This window comes from Legionella waltersii (assembly GCF_001468085.1).
Lineage (GTDB): Bacteria > Pseudomonadota > Gammaproteobacteria > Legionellales > Legionellaceae > Legionella > Legionella waltersii.
Window position 1 is genome coordinate 113,298 of sequence record NZ_LNZB01000015.1, and the last position, 17,971, is coordinate 131,268.

Genomic DNA, 17,971 nt, shown 5'->3' on the forward strand with positions numbered 1-17,971 from the left:
GCAATGAAACTAATTCCAGCTCCATAAATGGACCAAAAAATGCTCTGAATTACAAACTAAAGTTCATAATACTGGGATCTGAATTCCAATCACTGTAATCCTCGATATAATGACCTTCTTGAACTGTTTGCATGGGTTCCAATTTGTGTTTTAGACATTCCAACAAAATTTGAGTCCCTTGATGATCCTGTTTTTTGATCATTTTCAGCACCCGTGAGCATTGTGAAATGGATAGGTCCCATTTGCCAAAGTACTCATTTCTCATTAAATCCACATTAGAATAGAGTATTTCCGCAATGTCATCTAACAATTTAAAGGCTTCCTCTGTTGGTTTTTCCTTTAATTCCTTGAGTGATGCAGCAACAATGTGCACAAGTATGTGCGCATCTCCGATAAGATTATTTAAATGATCAAGAACCGTGAATGGATGATGTAAACTTTGAGCATGTTTTGCTGAGTCTAACGTTGCTTTGTCTTTCTTATGAATTACAAACTGCGGTGATAACTTCAAAAATACTTGGTATAAAGCCAAAAGAATTCGATGGTTTTTTTCGTGTACTTCGGAGTCGTGTTGATGGCACTGTTGATGATTGTTGCCAAAGAAAAATAAGCTATGATTCAATTGCTCTTGTCTCTGGTTGGTTGGCTCGGATTTCTTGGATTCACCTTGAAAATAAAGCTGATTTAATTCTAAGGATTGTTGCGATAATGAAGTTCGATTAGGTAATGTCGAGTGCACAATTAAATCATTTACAATTTCAAAATAATATTTACTCCCTCTATAACAGCAATAAGAAAGCAGCTCACTGAGTGAGTTAAAGGTAGAATACATTAATTCCTTGTTTACAAACTTACCTTTCTCGCCACAATCAGAGTATCTTGTACTCAGATAATCTATCGTTGATTTGTACCCATTTTGAATTAATTGCTCACGAACTTTATCCTCAATATTAAAACCGGTAGAGGAGATGTTCATGGTATCAATAACGATGGTTTGCATTGCGTACTGCCTAAGCTTTAGGCGGTCACGCTCCCAACCACTCGCGGGATCACTTACTCCAGTTATCAGTCCATAAATCCAATTTAATAGAAAGTTCTCACGGTAGACTTTTTCTTTTATACGATCTATAGCTGATCGCTCAGTACCATTATCAAATTGCACAGCCAATACTTTTAAATTGTTACCAAATTCAGACTCGAGAAGTGTATCTCCATCATCTTCAAAAACCTCAGTTGGAAAGTTACTCAAAACACCACCATCGCTGTGTTCATGTCCATCAAAAATGGTGTGTTTATATAAAACTGGGAAACTTGAAGACATTTTCACCGCCTCACTAATCTCCATCGTCGGATTATTCGAAGTTGAAAAATAACTCGTTTTTCCAAGTCGCTTATTGGTAGCAGTTACGATTAAATCGTCCCCAATTCCACAGTCTGGGTAAGATTTTCTGATGGAATCTAAAGTAGAAAATGTAATTTTTCCAGTTGGGAAAGGAAACTTATATTTCTTACTCAACTCGCTTACTTTTTTGGCAATGATAAAATCTAAAGCTGTTTTTAAAGAATGTGAGTCAGACAAACCATTTGTACTAATATCATACTTTACGATGGTTTCTTGTTTAAACTCTTTAAAAAATTGGTTGATTTCATCCGCTGTGTACCCCATATAACACATAAGGGCAATGATAGCTCCAGCGGAGCTTCCAGCAAATTTAGTGGGTTTTATTCCTGCTTCATTTAGGGCTCGCCACACTCCAAGATGAGCAAAAATCTTAGCCCCCCCACCACAAAACACCAGGTTGGTTATATCAGGGCGTCGTTCACTGACAAGGATTTCTTTAGTATCTACATTTTGGTAGATTTTTACCGTCTTATCCTTGTACAGTAAAACCTGCTTGCTGCGCTTTTCAGTTGGATTATCTACTTTACTTTTCATGCCATTAAAAAATGAAGTTATCCATTCCCACAAGCGAAGATACCAAGCTTTTGCCCCAGTAAATCGCTGCATCCGTCTATAATCTTGCATTTCTTTAAAACGTTTTGAGTAATTCAATACGTCAATAGCATGCGGGTGTGAACTTTTACATGCAGTCTCGTAGTTAAAACCAGCATAATCCATGTTGCGTAATTGATCAACTAGCGCATTGGTTATATATATCCTTTTTGTATTTCCTCCAGAGTCTTGGTGATAGTGATTAGGATCGCAATATTTTGTCCCGGATGGGGGAACTAGGAATTGGTTAAAACCAATTAAAATTCCATTTTTTCCCCTAAACATTTCAATCCCAGTCAATTGGTAATTGAGTGAAAACTCTAAATCCGTGATATTCCAATGTTCTGATTTATTACTAAACAACCATTGTTTCAAGACCCCCCACCAGCTTAAAGCCACTTCCGCAGTGAAGCCTCGATAATCATTGACATAAACCCCACTTAAAAATCCTGGCTGCTTATCATTTTGATGTTCACCCAGTAACCATTCATCAAACTCAATTCGTTTGTTCTCACTCAATCGAGTGAAATCAAATATCATTTTTTCATTATCGAATAGGTAGTTTGCGAGAGACACTTTATTATCAGGGGCCAATCCATTAATTCTTAAACGACCAAGATAGGCAGATAAAATTATTTTTTTTAATAAATTCAGATTTTTTGGATATTTTGTATCAGTTTGTAATAACTGGGTTATCACGTGTTGTGGGGTCATCAGCGTATCCTTACTTCTGGTAGTCCATTGAAAGAAGCTCAACCTTAAACCGAGACTGATTAATAGATTGTTTAACTAACTTTACTACAAGTATCATAAATTGATTTCTATTAAAATAGGATCAGCATCTATTAATGACGTTCTAAAATGCTTTGATTGATAAACAATGTCTTCAGATGGCATGCAATTTGCGATTTCTTTTCCAACAAAAGCTAAAGGGCGAGTATCATTTAACCCACTGTATTCATGGTTAACTTCATTAGCCCGCATGATTTTTACCTCTAGATTAAGAAATATCTTTCAATATTTTTGAAACAACAGAAGATGGATTTTCCGCACGAGTAATTGGCCTACCAATCACTAAATAGTGACTTCCTGCTTGTATAGCTTGTGACGGAGTCATTACTCTAGACTGATCATCCAATGAGTCACTTGGTAAACGAATTCCGGGTGTAACAGTAAGAAATTGCTCGCCACAAATCTGTTGAATGACCACTGACTCATGGGCAGAACATACAACACCATCTAAACCAGATTGCTTACTAAGTTTAGCCAATTGTTTTACTTGATCCATCAATGAACTGTTTACACCAATGGCGATTAAATCATTTTCTGAAAAACTGGTCAGAATGGTTACAGCAATTAATAATGGTCTGTCCTTCCCATAAGTATCTAATGCTGTTTTAGCGGCTTCCAACATCTTTGATCCGCCAGAAGCATGAACATTCATCATCCAGACCCCCAAGTCAGCGGCTGAATGGCAAGCTTTTGCAACAGTATTAGGAATATCATGAAATTTTAAATCCAAAAAGACTTTAAAATTCCGCGCTACTAATTGCTTTATGAATTGAGGTCCAAGCAAAGTAAAAAGTTCGCTTCCTACTTTAAGTGCGCAGTGTTGTGAATCCAATTGATCAACTAAATCTAAAGCAGTTTTTTCATTATCAAAATCAAGAGCTACAATTAACTTTAAACTCATTTTTATGCCACAGCCTCTTCAGTTGTCAAAAGCAAGGCATTTCTTATTGCAACAACAATCTTGTTTTGATCATCTTCATGTAAATAGGGATGCATTGGTAAACTAATTACCCTTTTACTCGCTCTTTCCGAATGAGGAAAGGAACCTGATTGATAGTTTAAATACGCCAAAGCTTGTTGCTGATGCATCGGTACTGGGTAATGTACAGCTGTGGGAATTCCGGCCGATTGTAATGATTGCTGAAAAACATCTCTATTCTCGACTTCAATAGTGTATTGAGCATAGGGGCTTGTATTATGAGAATGGACAAAAGGAGTATTTACTAATGGAGCAAGCATCTGATCATAACGTTTAGCAACTTTATTGCGAAGTACTAGTTCCTCAGGAAATAGTTTCAATTTTTCCAACAAAATAGCCGCTTGAATTGTATCCATTCTTCCATTAATACCAATACGACTATGACAATAACGCGCATTTTGCCCGTGAATTCTAATTTCTAATAATCGTTTAGCAAGCTCATCATCGTTCGTAAAGCACGCACCTGAATCCCCATAACCACCTAGCGGTTTAGAAGGGAAAAAACTTGTACAACCAATTGTTGATAAGGCACAAGAATACTTACCGTAGTAGGTTCCCCCAAAACTCTGCGCCCCATCTTCAATCACTGGGATTCCATATTTCTCAGCAATTGCGTTAATTTCGTTAAATTCAGCACACTGCCCGTATAAAGAAACAGGCATAATCGCTTTAGTTTTTGGAGTGATAGCTGCTTCTAATAGATTAGGGTCCATATTATAAGTTAATGGATCAATATCAACAAAGACAGGGATCGCATGACAAAGACTAATGACCTCAGCCGTTGCAAAAAAGCTAAATGGGCTTGTGATAATCTCATCGCCCGGCTGTATGTCTAAAGCCAAAAAGGCCATCAACAGAGCATCAGTACCACTTGAATTAACAATTGCATGTTTAACACCTATAAAATCAGCTAACTGCCCTTCTAAAGTTCTAATTTCAGGCCCCATGATGTACTGTCCATGATTTAATACATTTCGAATACCTTTTAAAACTTCATTCTCGATTTTGGAATATTGTGTCTTTAGGTCAATAAATTGCATTATTTTTTCTCATGTTGTATTTGTTCGTTATTTTATAATTAAGCTTACTTTTTAGAAACACCTAATCGCCTTCTAAACCATGTATAGGTTTCATTTTACCCCACTGCTTACAACTTGGACAATGCCAATGCAAATGTTTACCACCAAATCCGCAGTGACCACAACGATAAACCGGTTTATTATCAAGAAATTTACTTGTAATATCGTAGAGCATTTGCAGTTTCTCTCGCACTTTTCCATACGCTGAGTCGAGATGCCAATATATTAAGCGATTTAATCCGCGAATGGAGGGATGATTTTGTAAATTATCTGCTACAAAATCAATTGCAACGTCCATATTCTTTGTTTGTCTCATGTAGTCTGCAATAACGAATATTACAGAAGCCCGCGGATGGTCTTTTAAGGTCTGCTCTAGATAATGGATACAATCACCCATAGAATCAATTTCCTTATGGCAAAAGACCAATGGCTCGACAATTTCAGTTAAAAACTCAGGATCTTGGGAAGGCACTCTTTTCAAAGAGCGTATGGCCTGTTTATAGCGCCCTTCTTTCATTTCAATGGTTGCATACATCAAGCTCGCTCTCACAGATTCTGGATCGACGCTCATTGCTTGCTTAATGCAATACAAGGCCCTGTCCATAGCATTTATTTTGAGAGCTTGACTTGCCATCTCACAATAATAGTGAGCCGCTTGATTGTGATAACTTGTCCCAGTTGAAATTTCTAACTTTTTTATTATTTCTAACGCTTTTTCCCATGCTTTTTCCTGTTGGTATATAGCAAGCAAGCCATGTAAGCTGCTTATTTCACGACTACCACCTAACTCAACAACTTCAAGAAATATTCTTTCTGCTCTATCAAAAACCCCCGCACTCATATAGTCTTGTCCGAGTGCCATAAGAGCTTCTTTCCTTTGCTGCATGCTCAATTGGGGTCTAGCGATTAAGTTCTGGTGAAGTCTAATAGCTCTATCAACCTCACCACGGCGTCTAAATAAACTACCTAATGCAAGATGGGTTTCTACTGTATCGCTATCAACTTCTAATAGTTTAATAAATACATCAACAGCTTTATCAGATTGCTCATTTAATAAATAATTAAGGCCGACCACGTATTCTCGTGATAACCTATTATGCACTTTAGCATCTGCCTTCATATTTTTGCGATTGGCTACCCACCAACCTGACCAAGCTGCAGCTGGCAATAACAAAGGCCATAAATTAATCATTTATTATTATTCCTCTGAGCATCGTGAATCAAGAAATTAAATATCTAGTGTTGATCTTGCAAAGGAATAGACCGCAAGTTCTTGATTTCTTTTTCAGTTAATCTTAATTGATTTTTCACTTTCTGGCATTCTATTTTTAGACGCCAATATCTCATTACAAAAAGTATAAAACCGAATAATATTCCAATACCGAGCATAATGGTCATTAAAACTGAGATGGGCATGGATACAATTTTAAAATAAAAATTAACTTGGACTGATGAGGCATTTAATGCAGCAAAACTTACACCAACAATTATCAGTAGTATATAGAATACTAACATCATTAAGCGCATTTACTAATCCTTTCTGTGTTTATTAGCAATTAATCCCACAAAAATAAAAAAGCGTAGATTTATCTACGCTTTTAACTAGAAGTGTATTGATACCAATACACTTCTAGCATGAGCAATAAAAGACTACTCGCCTTCTTTACTTGCCATTTTTTCCTTTAATAAATCACCTAACGTCGTTGAAGCAACTTCTGTTCTAGAATACTTTTTAATCGCTTCAGCTTCATCATGTGCATCTTTGGCTTTTACAGATAAAGTGATTGTACGATTTTTCTTATCGATATTGGTGATTTTCGCTTCAATTTCATCGCCTACATTAACAACAGTAGTCGCATCATCTACACGATCCTCTGATAATTCATTCGCACGAATTGTACCTGTGATGTCTTCAGCTAAAGCTACCGTCACCGATTTTGCATCAACAGCACTTACTGTTCCTTTAACTATTGCACCTTTTGTAAAGGTCTCAGCAAAGCTAGTGAAGCTATCACCTTCAAGTTGTTTAATTCCTAAAGAAATTCTTTCACGCTCAGGATCTATTGCTAAAATAACCGCTTCTAATTCCTGACCTTTCTTGAATTGCTTAACAGCATCTTCACCTGGAACCGTCCAAGAGATATCTGATAAGTGTACAAGACCGTCAATATCACCATCTAGGCCAATAAATATTCCAAAGTCTGTGATAGATCGAATCTTACCCTTCACTTTTTCATTTTTGTTATGAGAAGCTGCAAATTGTTGCCATGGATTACCAACACATTGCTTCATACCTAGAGAAATTCGACGTCGTTCTTCATCAATTTCCAGAACCATTACATCGACCACATCTCCCATAGATACAACTTTGCTTGGGTGAACGTTCTTATTGGTCCAATCCATTTCGGACATATGAACCAATCCTTCAACCCCTTCTTCAATTTCAACAAAGCAACCATAGTCAGTGATATTGGTTACCTTGCCTTGCATTCTTCTTCCTATTGGATATCTTTCAACAAGGTCTACCCAAGGATCATTACCCAATTGCTTCATACCTAGAGAAACACGATTTCTATCACTGTCGAAGCTTAAAACTTTAACTTTAACATCTTGTCCAACTGAGAGAAGCTCACTAGGATGTTTCACTCGTTTCCAAGAAATATCGGTAATATGCAATAATCCATCAATACCGCCCAAATCAATGAACGCACCATAATCAGTAAGGTTTTTAACAATACCATGTAATTCTTGACCATCATGCAATGATTCAAGAAGAGCTTGTCTATCAGCACTGCTTTCTTCTTCAACCACAGCGCGACGGGACACAACAATATTATTGCGTTTAAGGTCCATCTTAATGACTTTAAACTCTAGTTCCTTGCCTTCGAGATAAGAAGGATCTCGAACAGGTCTTACATCGACGAGAGAGCCCGGTAAGAATGCACGGATTGAACCTATTTCTACAGTAAATCCACCTTTTACTTTACCGGATATTAAACCAGTAACGGTTTCATTGTTTTCGTGTGACTTGGATAGTTTTCTCCAAGCTTCTTGGCGCTTAGCCTTTTCTCTTGAAAGCAGCGTTTCGCCGTGGCCATCTTCTACCGAATCTAAAGCCACTTCGACAGTATCACCTACTTTAACTTCCAGTGAGCCATCTTTGTCATAAAACTCTTCAACCGCCACAATACCTTCAGACTTTAAACCAGCATTTAAGGTTACGAAATCTTCATCAATATCAATGACTTTTGCAGAGATAATGGCACCAGGATAAAATTGAGCTCCGGCAATACTTTGCTCAAATAGTTCTTTGAAACTTTCAGACATGTTAATAAACTCTTTAGTAAAAAAATGGAAGAATGAGATCCACCCACCTTCCCCCCAAGTATGAACTAATCATTTTTTAAGCGTTCATCAATTAATTTTAATACATTATTGAACACTTGTACAATTGTTAGTCCAGTTGTATCGATCATTACAGCGTCTTCTGCTGGTTTTAATGGCGCATGGGATCGTGCTGTATCTCTAGCATCCCTTTGAGCCAATTCTTCTACAACCTGCGCGAGGCTAACATTATTTCCACTGCGTTGCAACTGTAAATAACGTCTATTTGCTCTTTCTTCCGCACTTGCATACAAATACACCTTCAGCATTGCCCCAGGAAAAACTACTGTGCCCATATCACGACCATCTGTTACTAATCCAGGTGCTCGAGCAAATGCTCTTTGTCTTTCCAACAAGGCTTCACGTACTTGGGGAATAGATGCTATTTTTGAGGCATCTTGTCCACATTGCTCACTGCGAATTTCTTTAGTAATGATTTGATCATCTAAAAATACAGTTGTTTCATTGTTCTCATTGGATTCAAAACGTAAATCGAGTGAGTGGGCAAGTTTGACAAGCGAATTGAAATCGTCAAAGTCAATCTTATTTTTTCTTACTGCATAAGCTAACACTCGATAAATTGCACCGCTGTCTAGCATATTCCACTGCAATTGTTTGGCTAATAAATGACAGATAGTGCCTTTACCTGTCCCGCTAGGACCATCCAATGTTATGATTGGTATACCTCGATTTAAACCCATCAATATAGTTCCTCTATCTGAAATTGAAGCCTATTCGCTGTGCTAACAAATGAAGGGAATGAAGTAGCCACATTTGCACAATTTTTTATGAGTACAGGTGAAGATGCCACTGCTCCAGCTATAGCAAAACTCATGGCAATCCGATGATCTCCAAAACTATCTACCTCTCCACCTTTAATTAGACCACCTTGAATCGAAACTCCATCTTCAAAACCCTCCGCATTCACGCCTAATTGGGTTAATCCTTGCACCATAGAACCAATTCTGTCACTTTCTTTCATTCGCAGTTCTCTTGCACCATGCAAAATAGTTCGACCTTGAGCACACGCTGCCGCTATAAACAATATTGGGAATTCATCGATGGCTAAAGAAACCATTGATTCTGGAATAGTAATCCCTCTCAATTGAGAGTATTCAATCTGTAAATCACCTATTTCCTCTTCGCCACTTGCACGTTGATTCAATACATTAATCTTAGCGCCCATTTCTCTGAGTATATGAATAACACCTATTCGTGTGGGATTAAGCCCCACATTACGAATTATTATATTTGCTCCAGGTATAATTGAGGCAGCTACAATAAAAAATGCGGCTGAAGAAATATCACCAGGAACCATGAGCTCCGTTGCTTTACACTCACCTTTTCCTTCAATTTCAATTCTATTACCAACTACACTCAATGGATAAGAAAAGGTCTTTAACATTCTTTCAGTATGATCTCTACTGACGGCAGGCTCAGTGATTATTGTCTTACCCGAAGCATACATCCCTGCAAGTAAAATGCATGATTTTACCTGTGCGCTAGCTTCTGGCATAAGGTATTCAATCCCCTGTAAGCGCTTATTTCCATGAATTATGATAGGAGGCTTCCCATCACAGGTTTGAATATCTGCTCCCATTTGCGATAAAGGCCGACTAACTCTCAGCATTGGCCGTTTGCGCAAACTTTCATCGCCAGATAAGCAACTATCAAAGGTTTGAGCGGCTAGTAAGCCAGCGAGTAACCGTATGCTGGTCCCCGAATTACCACAATCGATCATCTCCTTAGGAGCCTGCAGTCCATGCTTTCCTACACCTTCGATGATAATTCGCTGCATAACAGGCCCATGAATTTTGACACCCATGGACTTAAACGCATTCAAGGTCGCTAAACAATCCTCACCATCAAGAAATCCATCAATTGTAGAAACACCTTTGGCTATTGAGCTAAAAATGAGAGATCTATGTGATATTGATTTATCTCCCGGGACTGTGATTTCTCCTCGAATGGTACTTAAGGGCTTGCTGATAAAATTAATTTCTGTCACTAACCATTTTCCTTTGCAAATTCAGACATAAACTCTAATAATGCATCCACTCCAGACATAGGCATAGCATTATATAAGCTGGCCCTAAGCCCACCTACCATTCTATGTCCTTTAAGAGCACATAAGCCACGCTCTTTAGCTAAAGTCAAAAATTTATCCTCTACCTGAGTATTTTCAATAGAAAAACACACATTCATAATTGATCGAGCTTCTGGTGATACCTTCGTTGAATAAAACTCTGTAGAGTCAAGAAACTGATATAATTTTGCTGCTTTTAAGCAATTCTGCCGAAATAGAGGCTCGATTCCGCCCTGCTTTTTAATCCAGTCAAACATTTTAGCGGCTACATAGCAATTAAAGACAGGAGGTGTAGCATACAAAGAGTGGTTTTTAACATGTATTTTATAATTAAGCATCGTTGGTATAGGTAACTCCTCTGACTTACCCAGCAAATCATCACGCACAATCGCTACAGTTAATCCAGCATTAGCAATATTCTTTTGAGCGCCAGCAAAGATTAGCCCATATTGTTTTACATCTATTGGCTCACTCAGTAAACAAGAGGTCATGTCAGCAATTAATGGAGTGTTGCCAGTTTTAGGTACATAAGGAAAGCGAACACCATTTATTGTTTCATTCGGAGTGTAATAAACATAGGCTGTATTGGTCTCAAGCTGCCAATATTCATCATTAGGTATAGTCGTGTAGTTGGTATCATTCTCATTTGCCAAACAATAAGCGTTCTTTAATAGAGTAGCCTCTTGATACGCAATTTGTGACCAAATACCCGTAATTAAGTACGCAGCTTGTTCATTTCCTAGTATAAAATTCAAGGGAACCATACTAAATTGTGTTCTTGCTGCACCACCTAGGAATAATACGTGATAATTATTAGGAATTTTTAGAAGTGATCGTAGAGAAACTTCCGCATGCTTTAAAAGATCTGTGAATTCTATGGTTCTATGTCCAATTTCTAATATGGACATTCCTGTGCTTTGCCAATCTAACAGCTCCTCCTGAATCTCTTTGAGAAGAGACTCAGGAAGCATGGCTGGACCTGCACCAAAGTTATATACCCTGGTTGTCATTGCTTTGTTCTTCAACATCAGAAGAGTCTTCGTCATACCCATTAGGATCTTCATCAATCTCTTCTATTTTTTGCATTCCTACAACTTTTTCTCCCTGACTTACATTAATTAAACGAACCCCTTGAGTGTTTCTGCCAATGATTGAAAGCTCACTTACTTTGAAACGGACTAAAGTTCCTTGATCAGTGATTAACATGGCTTCATCTGTTTCATTCACTTGTAATGAACGTACTACTTTCCCATTTCGTTCACTGACTTGGATTGAAATAACACCTTGTCCTCCACGTCCGGAAACACGATACTCTTCCACATGTGTACGCTTACCATAGCCATTTTCAGTAGCCGTCAAAATTGCTCCACCATTTGGATCAACCACCACCAAAGATTTAACCGCTTGATCGTTTTCTATGCGTATACCTCGAACTCCTCGAGCTGTTCTGCCCATAGGTCTGACTTTACCCTCTTCGAAACGTATCACTTTTCCAGCATCAGTGAACAACATGATGTCCCTTGTGCCGTCTGTAATACCTACCCCAACCAAACTATCATTCTCATCTAAATCAACTGCAATAATACCTGTGGAACGGGGTCTACTAAAGGCGTTCAAGGGCACTTTTTTCACAGTTCCAAACTTGGTTGCCATAAATACATAGAAGCCATCCGTGTATTCACGCACTGGAAGCATGGCATTAATTTCTTCATTTTCAGCCAAGGGCAAGATATTGATAATCGGTCTGCCTCGTGCCGTTCTGCTGGCTAAAGGCAATTGATAAGCTTTAAGCCAATATAGTTTTCCATGATTTGAAAAGCACAATAAAGTGTCGTGAGTACTTGCGATAACTAATTTTTCAACAAAGTCCTCTTCTTTCACATTCATCGCTGATTTACCCTTACCACCACGTCGTTGTGCTTGATAGGCGCTTATGGGTTGGTATTTAACATAACCTTGATGCGATAAGGTCACTACCACATCCTCTTCAGTGATCAAATCTTCAATGGTTAAATCTTCTTGTGAGGCAGTAATTTCTGTACGACGGTCATCACCAAATTGAGATTTTATTTCAAGAAGTTCTTCGCGGATAACTTGCATTAAGCGCTCAGGAGAAGCAAGTATTTCCAAAAGCTCTTTAATCAAATTCAGTAACTCTTCAAATTCGCTAATGATTTTATCTTGCTCTAAGGCCGTTAAACGGTGCAATCGTAGTTCAAGTATTGCCTGAGCTTGATCGGCTGATAATCGATATCCATCGTTTTGTAGGCCAAATTCTTCGCCTAAATCATCAGGACGCGATGCGTTAGATCCTGATTTTTCCAACATCGCCTTTACTAATCCAGGCTGCCAGGCTCTAGCTAGCAAGGCTTCTTTAGCGTCTTGAGGAGTCGGAGATTGTTTAATTAAAGCAATCATTTCATCAATGTTAGCTAGAGCAATGCCCAGGCCTTCTAATAAATGTGCTCGACTTCTCGCCTTCTTGAGCTCAAAAATGGTACGGCGCGTGACTACTTCACGACGATGCTTAATAAAGTACTCGAGAATTTGCTTTAAATTTAATGTTCGAGGTTGGCCATCAACCAATGCAACCATATTAATACCAAATACTGACTGCATTTGAGTATGGGCATAGAGATTATTAAGGACAACATCTGGCATTTCATTGCGTTTAAGCTCAATAACCACACGCATCCCTTGCTTATCGGATTCATCACGTAACCCAGAGATACCTTCTATCTTCTTATCTCGAACCAATTCTGCAATACGCTCAATTAATCGCGCTTTATTCACCTGATAAGGTAATTCATTAATGATGATTGCCTGACGTCCAGAACTTTCCTCTGTTTCAATGTCTGTCCGAGCACGAATAACTACTCGGCCTTTACCTGTGCGGTACCCTTCAATGATTCCTGCACGTCCATTGATTAAGGCAGCAGTTGGAAAATCAGGGCCAGGAATAATTTCCATTATCTCATCAAGACTAGTATCCGGGTTGTCAACCAAAGCCACGCAAGCATTAATTACTTCAGTAAGGTTATGCGGAGGAATATTTGTAGCCATACCAACAGCAATACCTGAAGAGCCATTGACTAATAAATTAGGAACTCGGGAAGGTAATACAACAGGAGCGAACTCGGTTTCATCATAGTTTGGACTAAAGTCGACTGTTTCTTTCTCTAAATCTGCCAGCAAAGCATGAGCAACTTTGGACATTCTCACTTCAGTGTAACGCATTGCTGCAGGTGCATCACCATCAACAGAACCAAAGTTACCCTGTCCATCGACCAACATGTAACGCATCGAAAACGGTTGAGCCATTCGGACTATCGTGTCATAAACAGCGGTGTCACCATGCGGATGGTATTTACCAATGACATCCCCGACGACACGAGCTGATTTTTTGTACGGTTTATTCCAGTCATTGCCTAGCTCACTCATCGCAAACAAAACTCGCCTGTGAACCGGCTTTAAGCCATCACGAACATCTGGCAAGGCTCTGCCCACAATTACGCTCATTGCGTAATCCAAATAGGATTGCTTTAATTCGTCTTCAATATTTACAGGTAAGACTTCTTTAGCTAAATAAACCATAATTTGGATGATTCCTTAGACAATAATGGAGTAACAAATTGAAACTGAAAGGATATCATATTGGCGCTATTATTTAAACTTTGTTCTTACAAAACAGGACTAAATACACGCACACTCCTCCTGCTTATCACGCTATAACAAGCCCTAAATATGTTTAATTTTGTCTAAAGACTTGCTAATCAACGTTTCTAAGCACGATGTCACATCAGAGACAAAGGTGCCTTGCTGGCGGTTCGCTAAGACTACACTTAATGATAAGCAACGATGACCTAGCATTTCTCCTAAGGCATAGATTGCAGCGGTTTCCATCTCTAAGTTGACCACAGAGTAGTCATGTATTCGAAATGTGGCAAGTTGAGCGATGAACTCTGGATATCGTAAAGGTAACCGCACATGCCGTCCTTGTGGGCCATAAAAACCACCACAAGTAGCAGTAATCCCTACTTGTCCCAAAGAACTAAACTCTTGAATCAAATCAGGTGAAGACTCGACAAAATAGAATGGTCCACTCCCACCCTGCAAATGGCGCTTTAATTGATTTTTAAATTCGTTAAGGGCCGGTTTTGCAGTGTACTGGTAATAATCCAATAAACCATCAAATCCAATTGCATAACGGCTAATAACAATGTCACCAGGTTTGCAATCAGTGATTAGCCCTCCTGTTGTCCCTAAACGAATAATCGAAAGTTGCTTTTTATTTGGCAAAATCTGTCGGGTGTTTAGATTAACATTTGCCAGGGCATCCAATTCGTTCATTACAATATCAATATTAGGAATGCCTATTCCTGTTGACAATACTGTTAAACGCTTATTTCCCATTCTCCCTGTGTGAGTAATGAACTCTCTATGAGAGCGAACAATTTCAATAGAATCAAAATACTGACTCACTTGGCTGACCCGACCGGGATCGCCAACAGTAATGATAATATCTGCGATTTCTTCGGGTCTTAAATCAAGGTGGTAAACAGCTCCTCGTGGATTAATAGGTAATTCCGCAGGACTAATCATTTTTTTCTGTTATTCCTCTCGATTATAATTAATAATATATACTTAAAATGTAAATTAAAATTAGGCATGTTGAAAAACATGGGCCATAATTACAACAGCAATTTGTATGGATACTATTACGTTTAATTTGACTGGATGATGTCATTTTTATATAGTTCGGCGCACTAATGCAAGTAGATGTGCTCACAGCATAAAAAGAACAGGAGAAGCAATGACTCAAAAGACAGCTAAACTCAGCATCAATGGGCAAGATGAACTTGATTTACCTATCTATACTCCAACCTTAGGTAACGATGTAATTGACATTACCCAGCTTGGTGCTCATGGTGTCTTTACTTTTGATCAAGGGTTCTTATCTACTGCTTCCTGTGAATCAAAAATTACTTATATTGACGGAGATAATGGGATACTTCTTTATAGAGGCTATCCAATTGAACAATTGGCTGAGAAAAAGGACTTTCTAGACGTTAGCTACCTTTTGCTTAATGGGGAATTACCGAATGTTGAAGAAAAGAAAACGTTTGTTAGCTTAATCAATAACCATACAATGGTTCATCAACAAATGTATCAATTTCTAAATGGTTTCAGAAGAGACGCTCATCCAATGGCTATTATGGTGGGGATTGTTGGAGCACTCTCTGCTTTCTACCATGAATCCATGGACATCAATAATGCACAAGATCGTTTTATTTCGGCAATCAGAATTATCGCTAAAATGCCTACTTTAGCAGCAATGAGCTATAAATACTCTGTAGGTATGCCTTACATGTATCCTAAAAATAAAATGAGCTACGCAGAAAACTTCTTACATATGATGTTTGCAGTGCCTTCTGAAGAATCTACCCCTGATCCTGTCCTTGTTAGGGCTATGGATACCATTTTTATTCTTCATGCTGATCATGAACAAAATGCGTCAACATCGACTGTGAGACTCGCTGGTTCAACAGGAGCTAACCCATTCGCTTGTATTTCAGCAGGTATAGGCGCACTTTGGGGACCAGCTCATGGCGGTGCCAATGAAGCTTGTTTGAATATGCTCAAAGAAATTGGAGATGTTAGCCGAATTGGGGAATACATCAAAAGAGCTAAAGATAAAAATGATCCATTCAGACTCATGGGATTCGGTCATCGTGTGTACAAAAGCTATGATCCCAGAGCCAAGGTTATGCGAAAAACTTGCTATGATGTGCTCGAAGCAGTTGGAGCAAAAGACGAGCCATTGTTTAAATTAGCGATGGAGCTCGAAAGAATTGCTCTAGAAGACGATTATTTCATTGAGAAAAAACTCTATCCCAACGTTGACTTCTATTCAGGACTAACACTAAGCGCAATCGGTATTCCAACAAACATGTTTACTGTCGTTTTTGCTTTAGCAAGAACAGTAGGTTGGATGAGTCATTGGATGGAAATGGTAGCTAGTAAGTCTAGAATTGGTAGACCACGCCAATTATACACTGGCGAGAAAATTCGTGACGTAAAATAAATGTATCTCCATGTATAACCTTGATAGAGATATTGCCTCAATCAAGGTTATATTCAATGCATTAGTTATTTCCCACTTTTAACCATATCCAAAGCTCTGATCCACCCATGATAATCAAGCTCAATGCGTTTTTTATCCATGCTAGGCTCAAATTCCTTCTCAAGCTCCCATATCTTGCTTAATGAAACCAGCGAATCAAATACCCCATAGCCAATTGCTGCTAATACAGCAGCACCTCGCGCTGTTGTCTCAATATCCTTAGGCCTCTGAATGATCAATTGACACTGATCCGCTAAAAATTGTAAAAACCATTGATTAACAGCCATTCCCCCATCAACCCTCATTAGAGATAAGTCAGTGTTGAATTCTTCACGCATACAAGACAAAATTTCTCGTGTCTGATAGCACACACCCTCTAAAGTGGCTCTTGCAAAATGTGCTGGAGTAGTGGAGCGAGACAAACCTAGTATGCATGCGCCTGCTAACGTTAGCCAATGAGGAGCACCTAAACCCGTAAAGGATGAAACCAAATAAACACCGTCATTACTCGTTAAACTTTTAGCCAATGTTTCCGTATCAGAAGCGTTGGCTATCAATTTCATCTCGTCACGAAGCCACTTAACGGTAGTACCAGCATGATAGATGCTTCCTTCAAGGCCATAAGCAATTTGATCTTTAATTTTGTAGGCTATCGTGGTTAATAGTTTATTTTTTGAAACCACTATCTGTCTTCCCGTATTTAAGAGCAGAAATCCCCCCGTACCAAAAGTGGCCTTAATCATGCCTTCCTTGAAACAACCTTGCCCGATAAGAGCCGCTTGTTGATCACCCGCAACACCTGTAATTGGGATTTCATGGCCTAAATGTTCTGAATGAATGGAGCCGAAATCTCCATCACATGCAATAACTTCTGGTAAAATAGAGTCAGGTACCTGAAATAACTCCAATAGTTCACTATCCCAACTCTGAGAGTGAATATTTAATAGCATGGTTCGAGAAGCATTGGTTAGATCAGTGCAATACTTTGCACCTTTTGTAAGTCTCCAGATTAGGAAAGTATCAATCGTACCCACAGCTAAGTTTCCCTTAGCGGCTAAATCCTTGGCGCGTTGATTATTCTTTAAAAACCAATTTATTTTACTGGCTGAAAAATAAGGATCAATAACCAAACCAGTTTTATGCATTATACTCGTTGAATGAGCAGACAAAGACTGACAGTACTCTTCTGTTCTTCTGTCTTGCCAAACAATAGCAGGTGCTAAACATTCGCCAGTTGTTTTATCCCAAATCAGAGTTGTTTCTCGCTGATTGGTGATACCGCAACATAATACTTTCTTAACGTCCACTTGAGCGATTACGTCTTTCATCGCTTGAAGTGTTTTTTGCCAAATCTCTTCAGGATCGTGTTCCACCCACCCTTTATTTGGATAATATTGAGTCAAAAGGTATTGGCTAGTTTTGATCAACTCTCCTTTGGTATTGTAGATCATCGCTCTCGAACTACTTGTCCCTTGATCTATTGCTAATACATAGTTCATTATTAAATTAATCCCCTCTGTACTTTTAATTCAGT

The 17,971-nt window shown here is 38.6% G+C and carries 14 protein-coding genes; 1 reads left to right on the plus strand and 13 read right to left on the minus strand.

The window, feature by feature from the left end:
- Nucleotides 1-49: 49 nt before the first annotated feature.
- From vpdC to Lwal_RS03765, 12 genes are all read right to left on the minus strand, one after another.
- Nucleotides 50-2,707, minus strand: a complete 2,658-nt coding sequence (vpdC, locus tag Lwal_RS03715) for a Dot/Icm T4SS effector VpdC (protein WP_058479573.1) — start codon at nucleotides 2,705-2,707, stop codon at nucleotides 50-52.
- 93 nt (nucleotides 2,708-2,800) lie between these two features.
- Nucleotides 2,801-2,977, minus strand: a complete 177-nt coding sequence (locus tag Lwal_RS17250; protein ID WP_157066261.1) for a hypothetical protein — start codon at nucleotides 2,975-2,977, stop codon at nucleotides 2,801-2,803.
- Nucleotides 2,978-2,993: 16 nt separating this feature from the next.
- Nucleotides 2,994-3,686, minus strand: a complete 693-nt coding sequence (pyrF, locus tag Lwal_RS03720) for an orotidine-5'-phosphate decarboxylase (protein WP_058479574.1) — start codon at nucleotides 3,684-3,686, stop codon at nucleotides 2,994-2,996.
- Nucleotides 3,687-3,688: 2 nt separating this feature from the next.
- Nucleotides 3,689-4,804, minus strand: coding sequence for a DegT/DnrJ/EryC1/StrS family aminotransferase (locus Lwal_RS03725; RefSeq protein WP_058479575.1), 1,116 nt, complete (start codon nucleotides 4,802-4,804; stop codon nucleotides 3,689-3,691).
- 61 nt (nucleotides 4,805-4,865) lie between these two features.
- Nucleotides 4,866-6,035, minus strand: coding sequence for a lipopolysaccharide assembly protein LapB (lapB, locus tag Lwal_RS03730; RefSeq protein ID WP_058479576.1), 1,170 nt, complete (start codon nucleotides 6,033-6,035; stop codon nucleotides 4,866-4,868).
- 44 nt (nucleotides 6,036-6,079) lie between these two features.
- Nucleotides 6,080-6,370, minus strand: coding sequence for a lipopolysaccharide assembly protein LapA domain-containing protein (locus tag Lwal_RS03735; RefSeq protein ID WP_058479577.1), 291 nt, complete (start codon nucleotides 6,368-6,370; stop codon nucleotides 6,080-6,082).
- Nucleotides 6,371-6,493: 123 nt separating this feature from the next.
- The gene (gene rpsA / locus Lwal_RS03740; RefSeq protein ID WP_058479578.1) at nucleotides 6,494-8,170 is read right to left on the minus strand and encodes a 30S ribosomal protein S1; all 1,677 of its coding nucleotides are present in this window, start codon (nucleotides 8,168-8,170) and stop codon (nucleotides 6,494-6,496) included.
- A gap of 65 nt (nucleotides 8,171-8,235) precedes the next feature.
- Nucleotides 8,236-8,928 (minus strand): (d)CMP kinase, encoded by a 693-nt coding sequence (gene cmk / locus Lwal_RS03745; protein WP_058479579.1) that lies wholly within the window; start codon nucleotides 8,926-8,928, stop codon nucleotides 8,236-8,238.
- On the minus strand, nucleotides 8,928-10,226 hold the full coding sequence (gene aroA, locus Lwal_RS03750) for a 3-phosphoshikimate 1-carboxyvinyltransferase (RefSeq protein ID WP_231951049.1): 1,299 nt from the start codon (nucleotides 10,224-10,226) through the stop codon (nucleotides 8,928-8,930). The genes cmk and aroA overlap by 1 nt, the downstream gene beginning before the upstream one ends.
- 8 nt (nucleotides 10,227-10,234) lie before the next feature.
- Nucleotides 10,235-11,323 carry a 3-phosphoserine/phosphohydroxythreonine transaminase gene (gene serC, locus Lwal_RS03755; protein ID WP_058479581.1) on the minus strand — a complete coding sequence of 363 codons (1,089 nt, stop codon included), beginning with the start codon at nucleotides 11,321-11,323 and terminating at the stop codon, nucleotides 10,235-10,237.
- Nucleotides 11,304-13,907: a DNA gyrase subunit A gene (gyrA, locus tag Lwal_RS03760; RefSeq protein ID WP_058479582.1), complete on the minus strand. Its 2,604-nt coding sequence runs from the start codon at nucleotides 13,905-13,907 to the stop codon at nucleotides 11,304-11,306. Before gyrA ends, serC begins: the two co-directional genes overlap by 20 nt.
- Before the next feature lie 144 nt (nucleotides 13,908-14,051).
- The gene (locus Lwal_RS03765; RefSeq protein WP_058479583.1) at nucleotides 14,052-14,915 is read right to left on the minus strand and encodes a nucleoside phosphorylase; all 864 of its coding nucleotides are present in this window, start codon (nucleotides 14,913-14,915) and stop codon (nucleotides 14,052-14,054) included.
- A gap of 211 nt (nucleotides 14,916-15,126) precedes the next feature.
- On the opposite strand from Lwal_RS03765, the gene gltA reads away from it, so the two are divergent.
- Nucleotides 15,127-16,398, plus strand: a complete 1,272-nt coding sequence (gene gltA, locus Lwal_RS03770; RefSeq protein ID WP_058479584.1) for a citrate synthase — start codon at nucleotides 15,127-15,129, stop codon at nucleotides 16,396-16,398.
- A gap of 65 nt (nucleotides 16,399-16,463) precedes the next feature.
- On the opposite strand, the gene glpK is transcribed toward gltA, so the two are convergent.
- Nucleotides 16,464-17,936: a glycerol kinase GlpK gene (gene glpK / locus Lwal_RS03775; protein WP_058479585.1), complete on the minus strand. Its 1,473-nt coding sequence runs from the start codon at nucleotides 17,934-17,936 to the stop codon at nucleotides 16,464-16,466.
- Nucleotides 17,937-17,971 lie beyond the last annotated feature (35 nt).

What these genes read in the sequence shown, in the direction of transcription:
- rpsA (WP_058479578.1), bottom strand. Translation starts at nt 8,170, where the DNA reads ATGTCTGAAAGTTTCAAAGAACTATTTGAGCAAAGTATTGCCGGAGCT.
- gyrA (WP_058479582.1), bottom strand. Translation starts at nt 13,907, where the DNA reads ATGGTTTATTTAGCTAAAGAAGTCTTACCTGTAAATATTGAAGACGAA.
- lapB (WP_058479576.1), bottom strand. Translation starts at nt 6,035, where the DNA reads ATGATTAATTTATGGCCTTTGTTATTGCCAGCTGCAGCTTGGTCAGGT.
- Lwal_RS17250 (WP_157066261.1), bottom strand. Translation starts at nt 2,977, where the DNA reads ATGCGGGCTAATGAAGTTAACCATGAATACAGTGGGTTAAATGATACT.
- gltA (WP_058479584.1), top strand. Translation starts at nt 15,127, where the DNA reads ATGACTCAAAAGACAGCTAAACTCAGCATCAATGGGCAAGATGAACTT.
- Lwal_RS03725 (WP_058479575.1), bottom strand. Translation starts at nt 4,804, where the DNA reads ATGCAATTTATTGACCTAAAGACACAATATTCCAAAATCGAGAATGAA.
- glpK (WP_058479585.1), bottom strand. Translation starts at nt 17,936, where the DNA reads ATGAACTATGTATTAGCAATAGATCAAGGGACAAGTAGTTCGAGAGCG.
- Lwal_RS03735 (WP_058479577.1), bottom strand. Translation starts at nt 6,370, where the DNA reads ATGCGCTTAATGATGTTAGTATTCTATATACTACTGATAATTGTTGGT.
- vpdC (WP_058479573.1), bottom strand. Translation starts at nt 2,707, where the DNA reads ATGACCCCACAACACGTGATAACCCAGTTATTACAAACTGATACAAAA.
- pyrF (WP_058479574.1), bottom strand. Translation starts at nt 3,686, where the DNA reads ATGAGTTTAAAGTTAATTGTAGCTCTTGATTTTGATAATGAAAAAACT.
- serC (WP_058479581.1), bottom strand. Translation starts at nt 11,323, where the DNA reads ATGACAACCAGGGTATATAACTTTGGTGCAGGTCCAGCCATGCTTCCT.
- Lwal_RS03765 (WP_058479583.1), bottom strand. Translation starts at nt 14,915, where the DNA reads ATGATTAGTCCTGCGGAATTACCTATTAATCCACGAGGAGCTGTTTAC.
- cmk (WP_058479579.1), bottom strand. Translation starts at nt 8,928, where the DNA reads ATGGGTTTAAATCGAGGTATACCAATCATAACATTGGATGGTCCTAGC.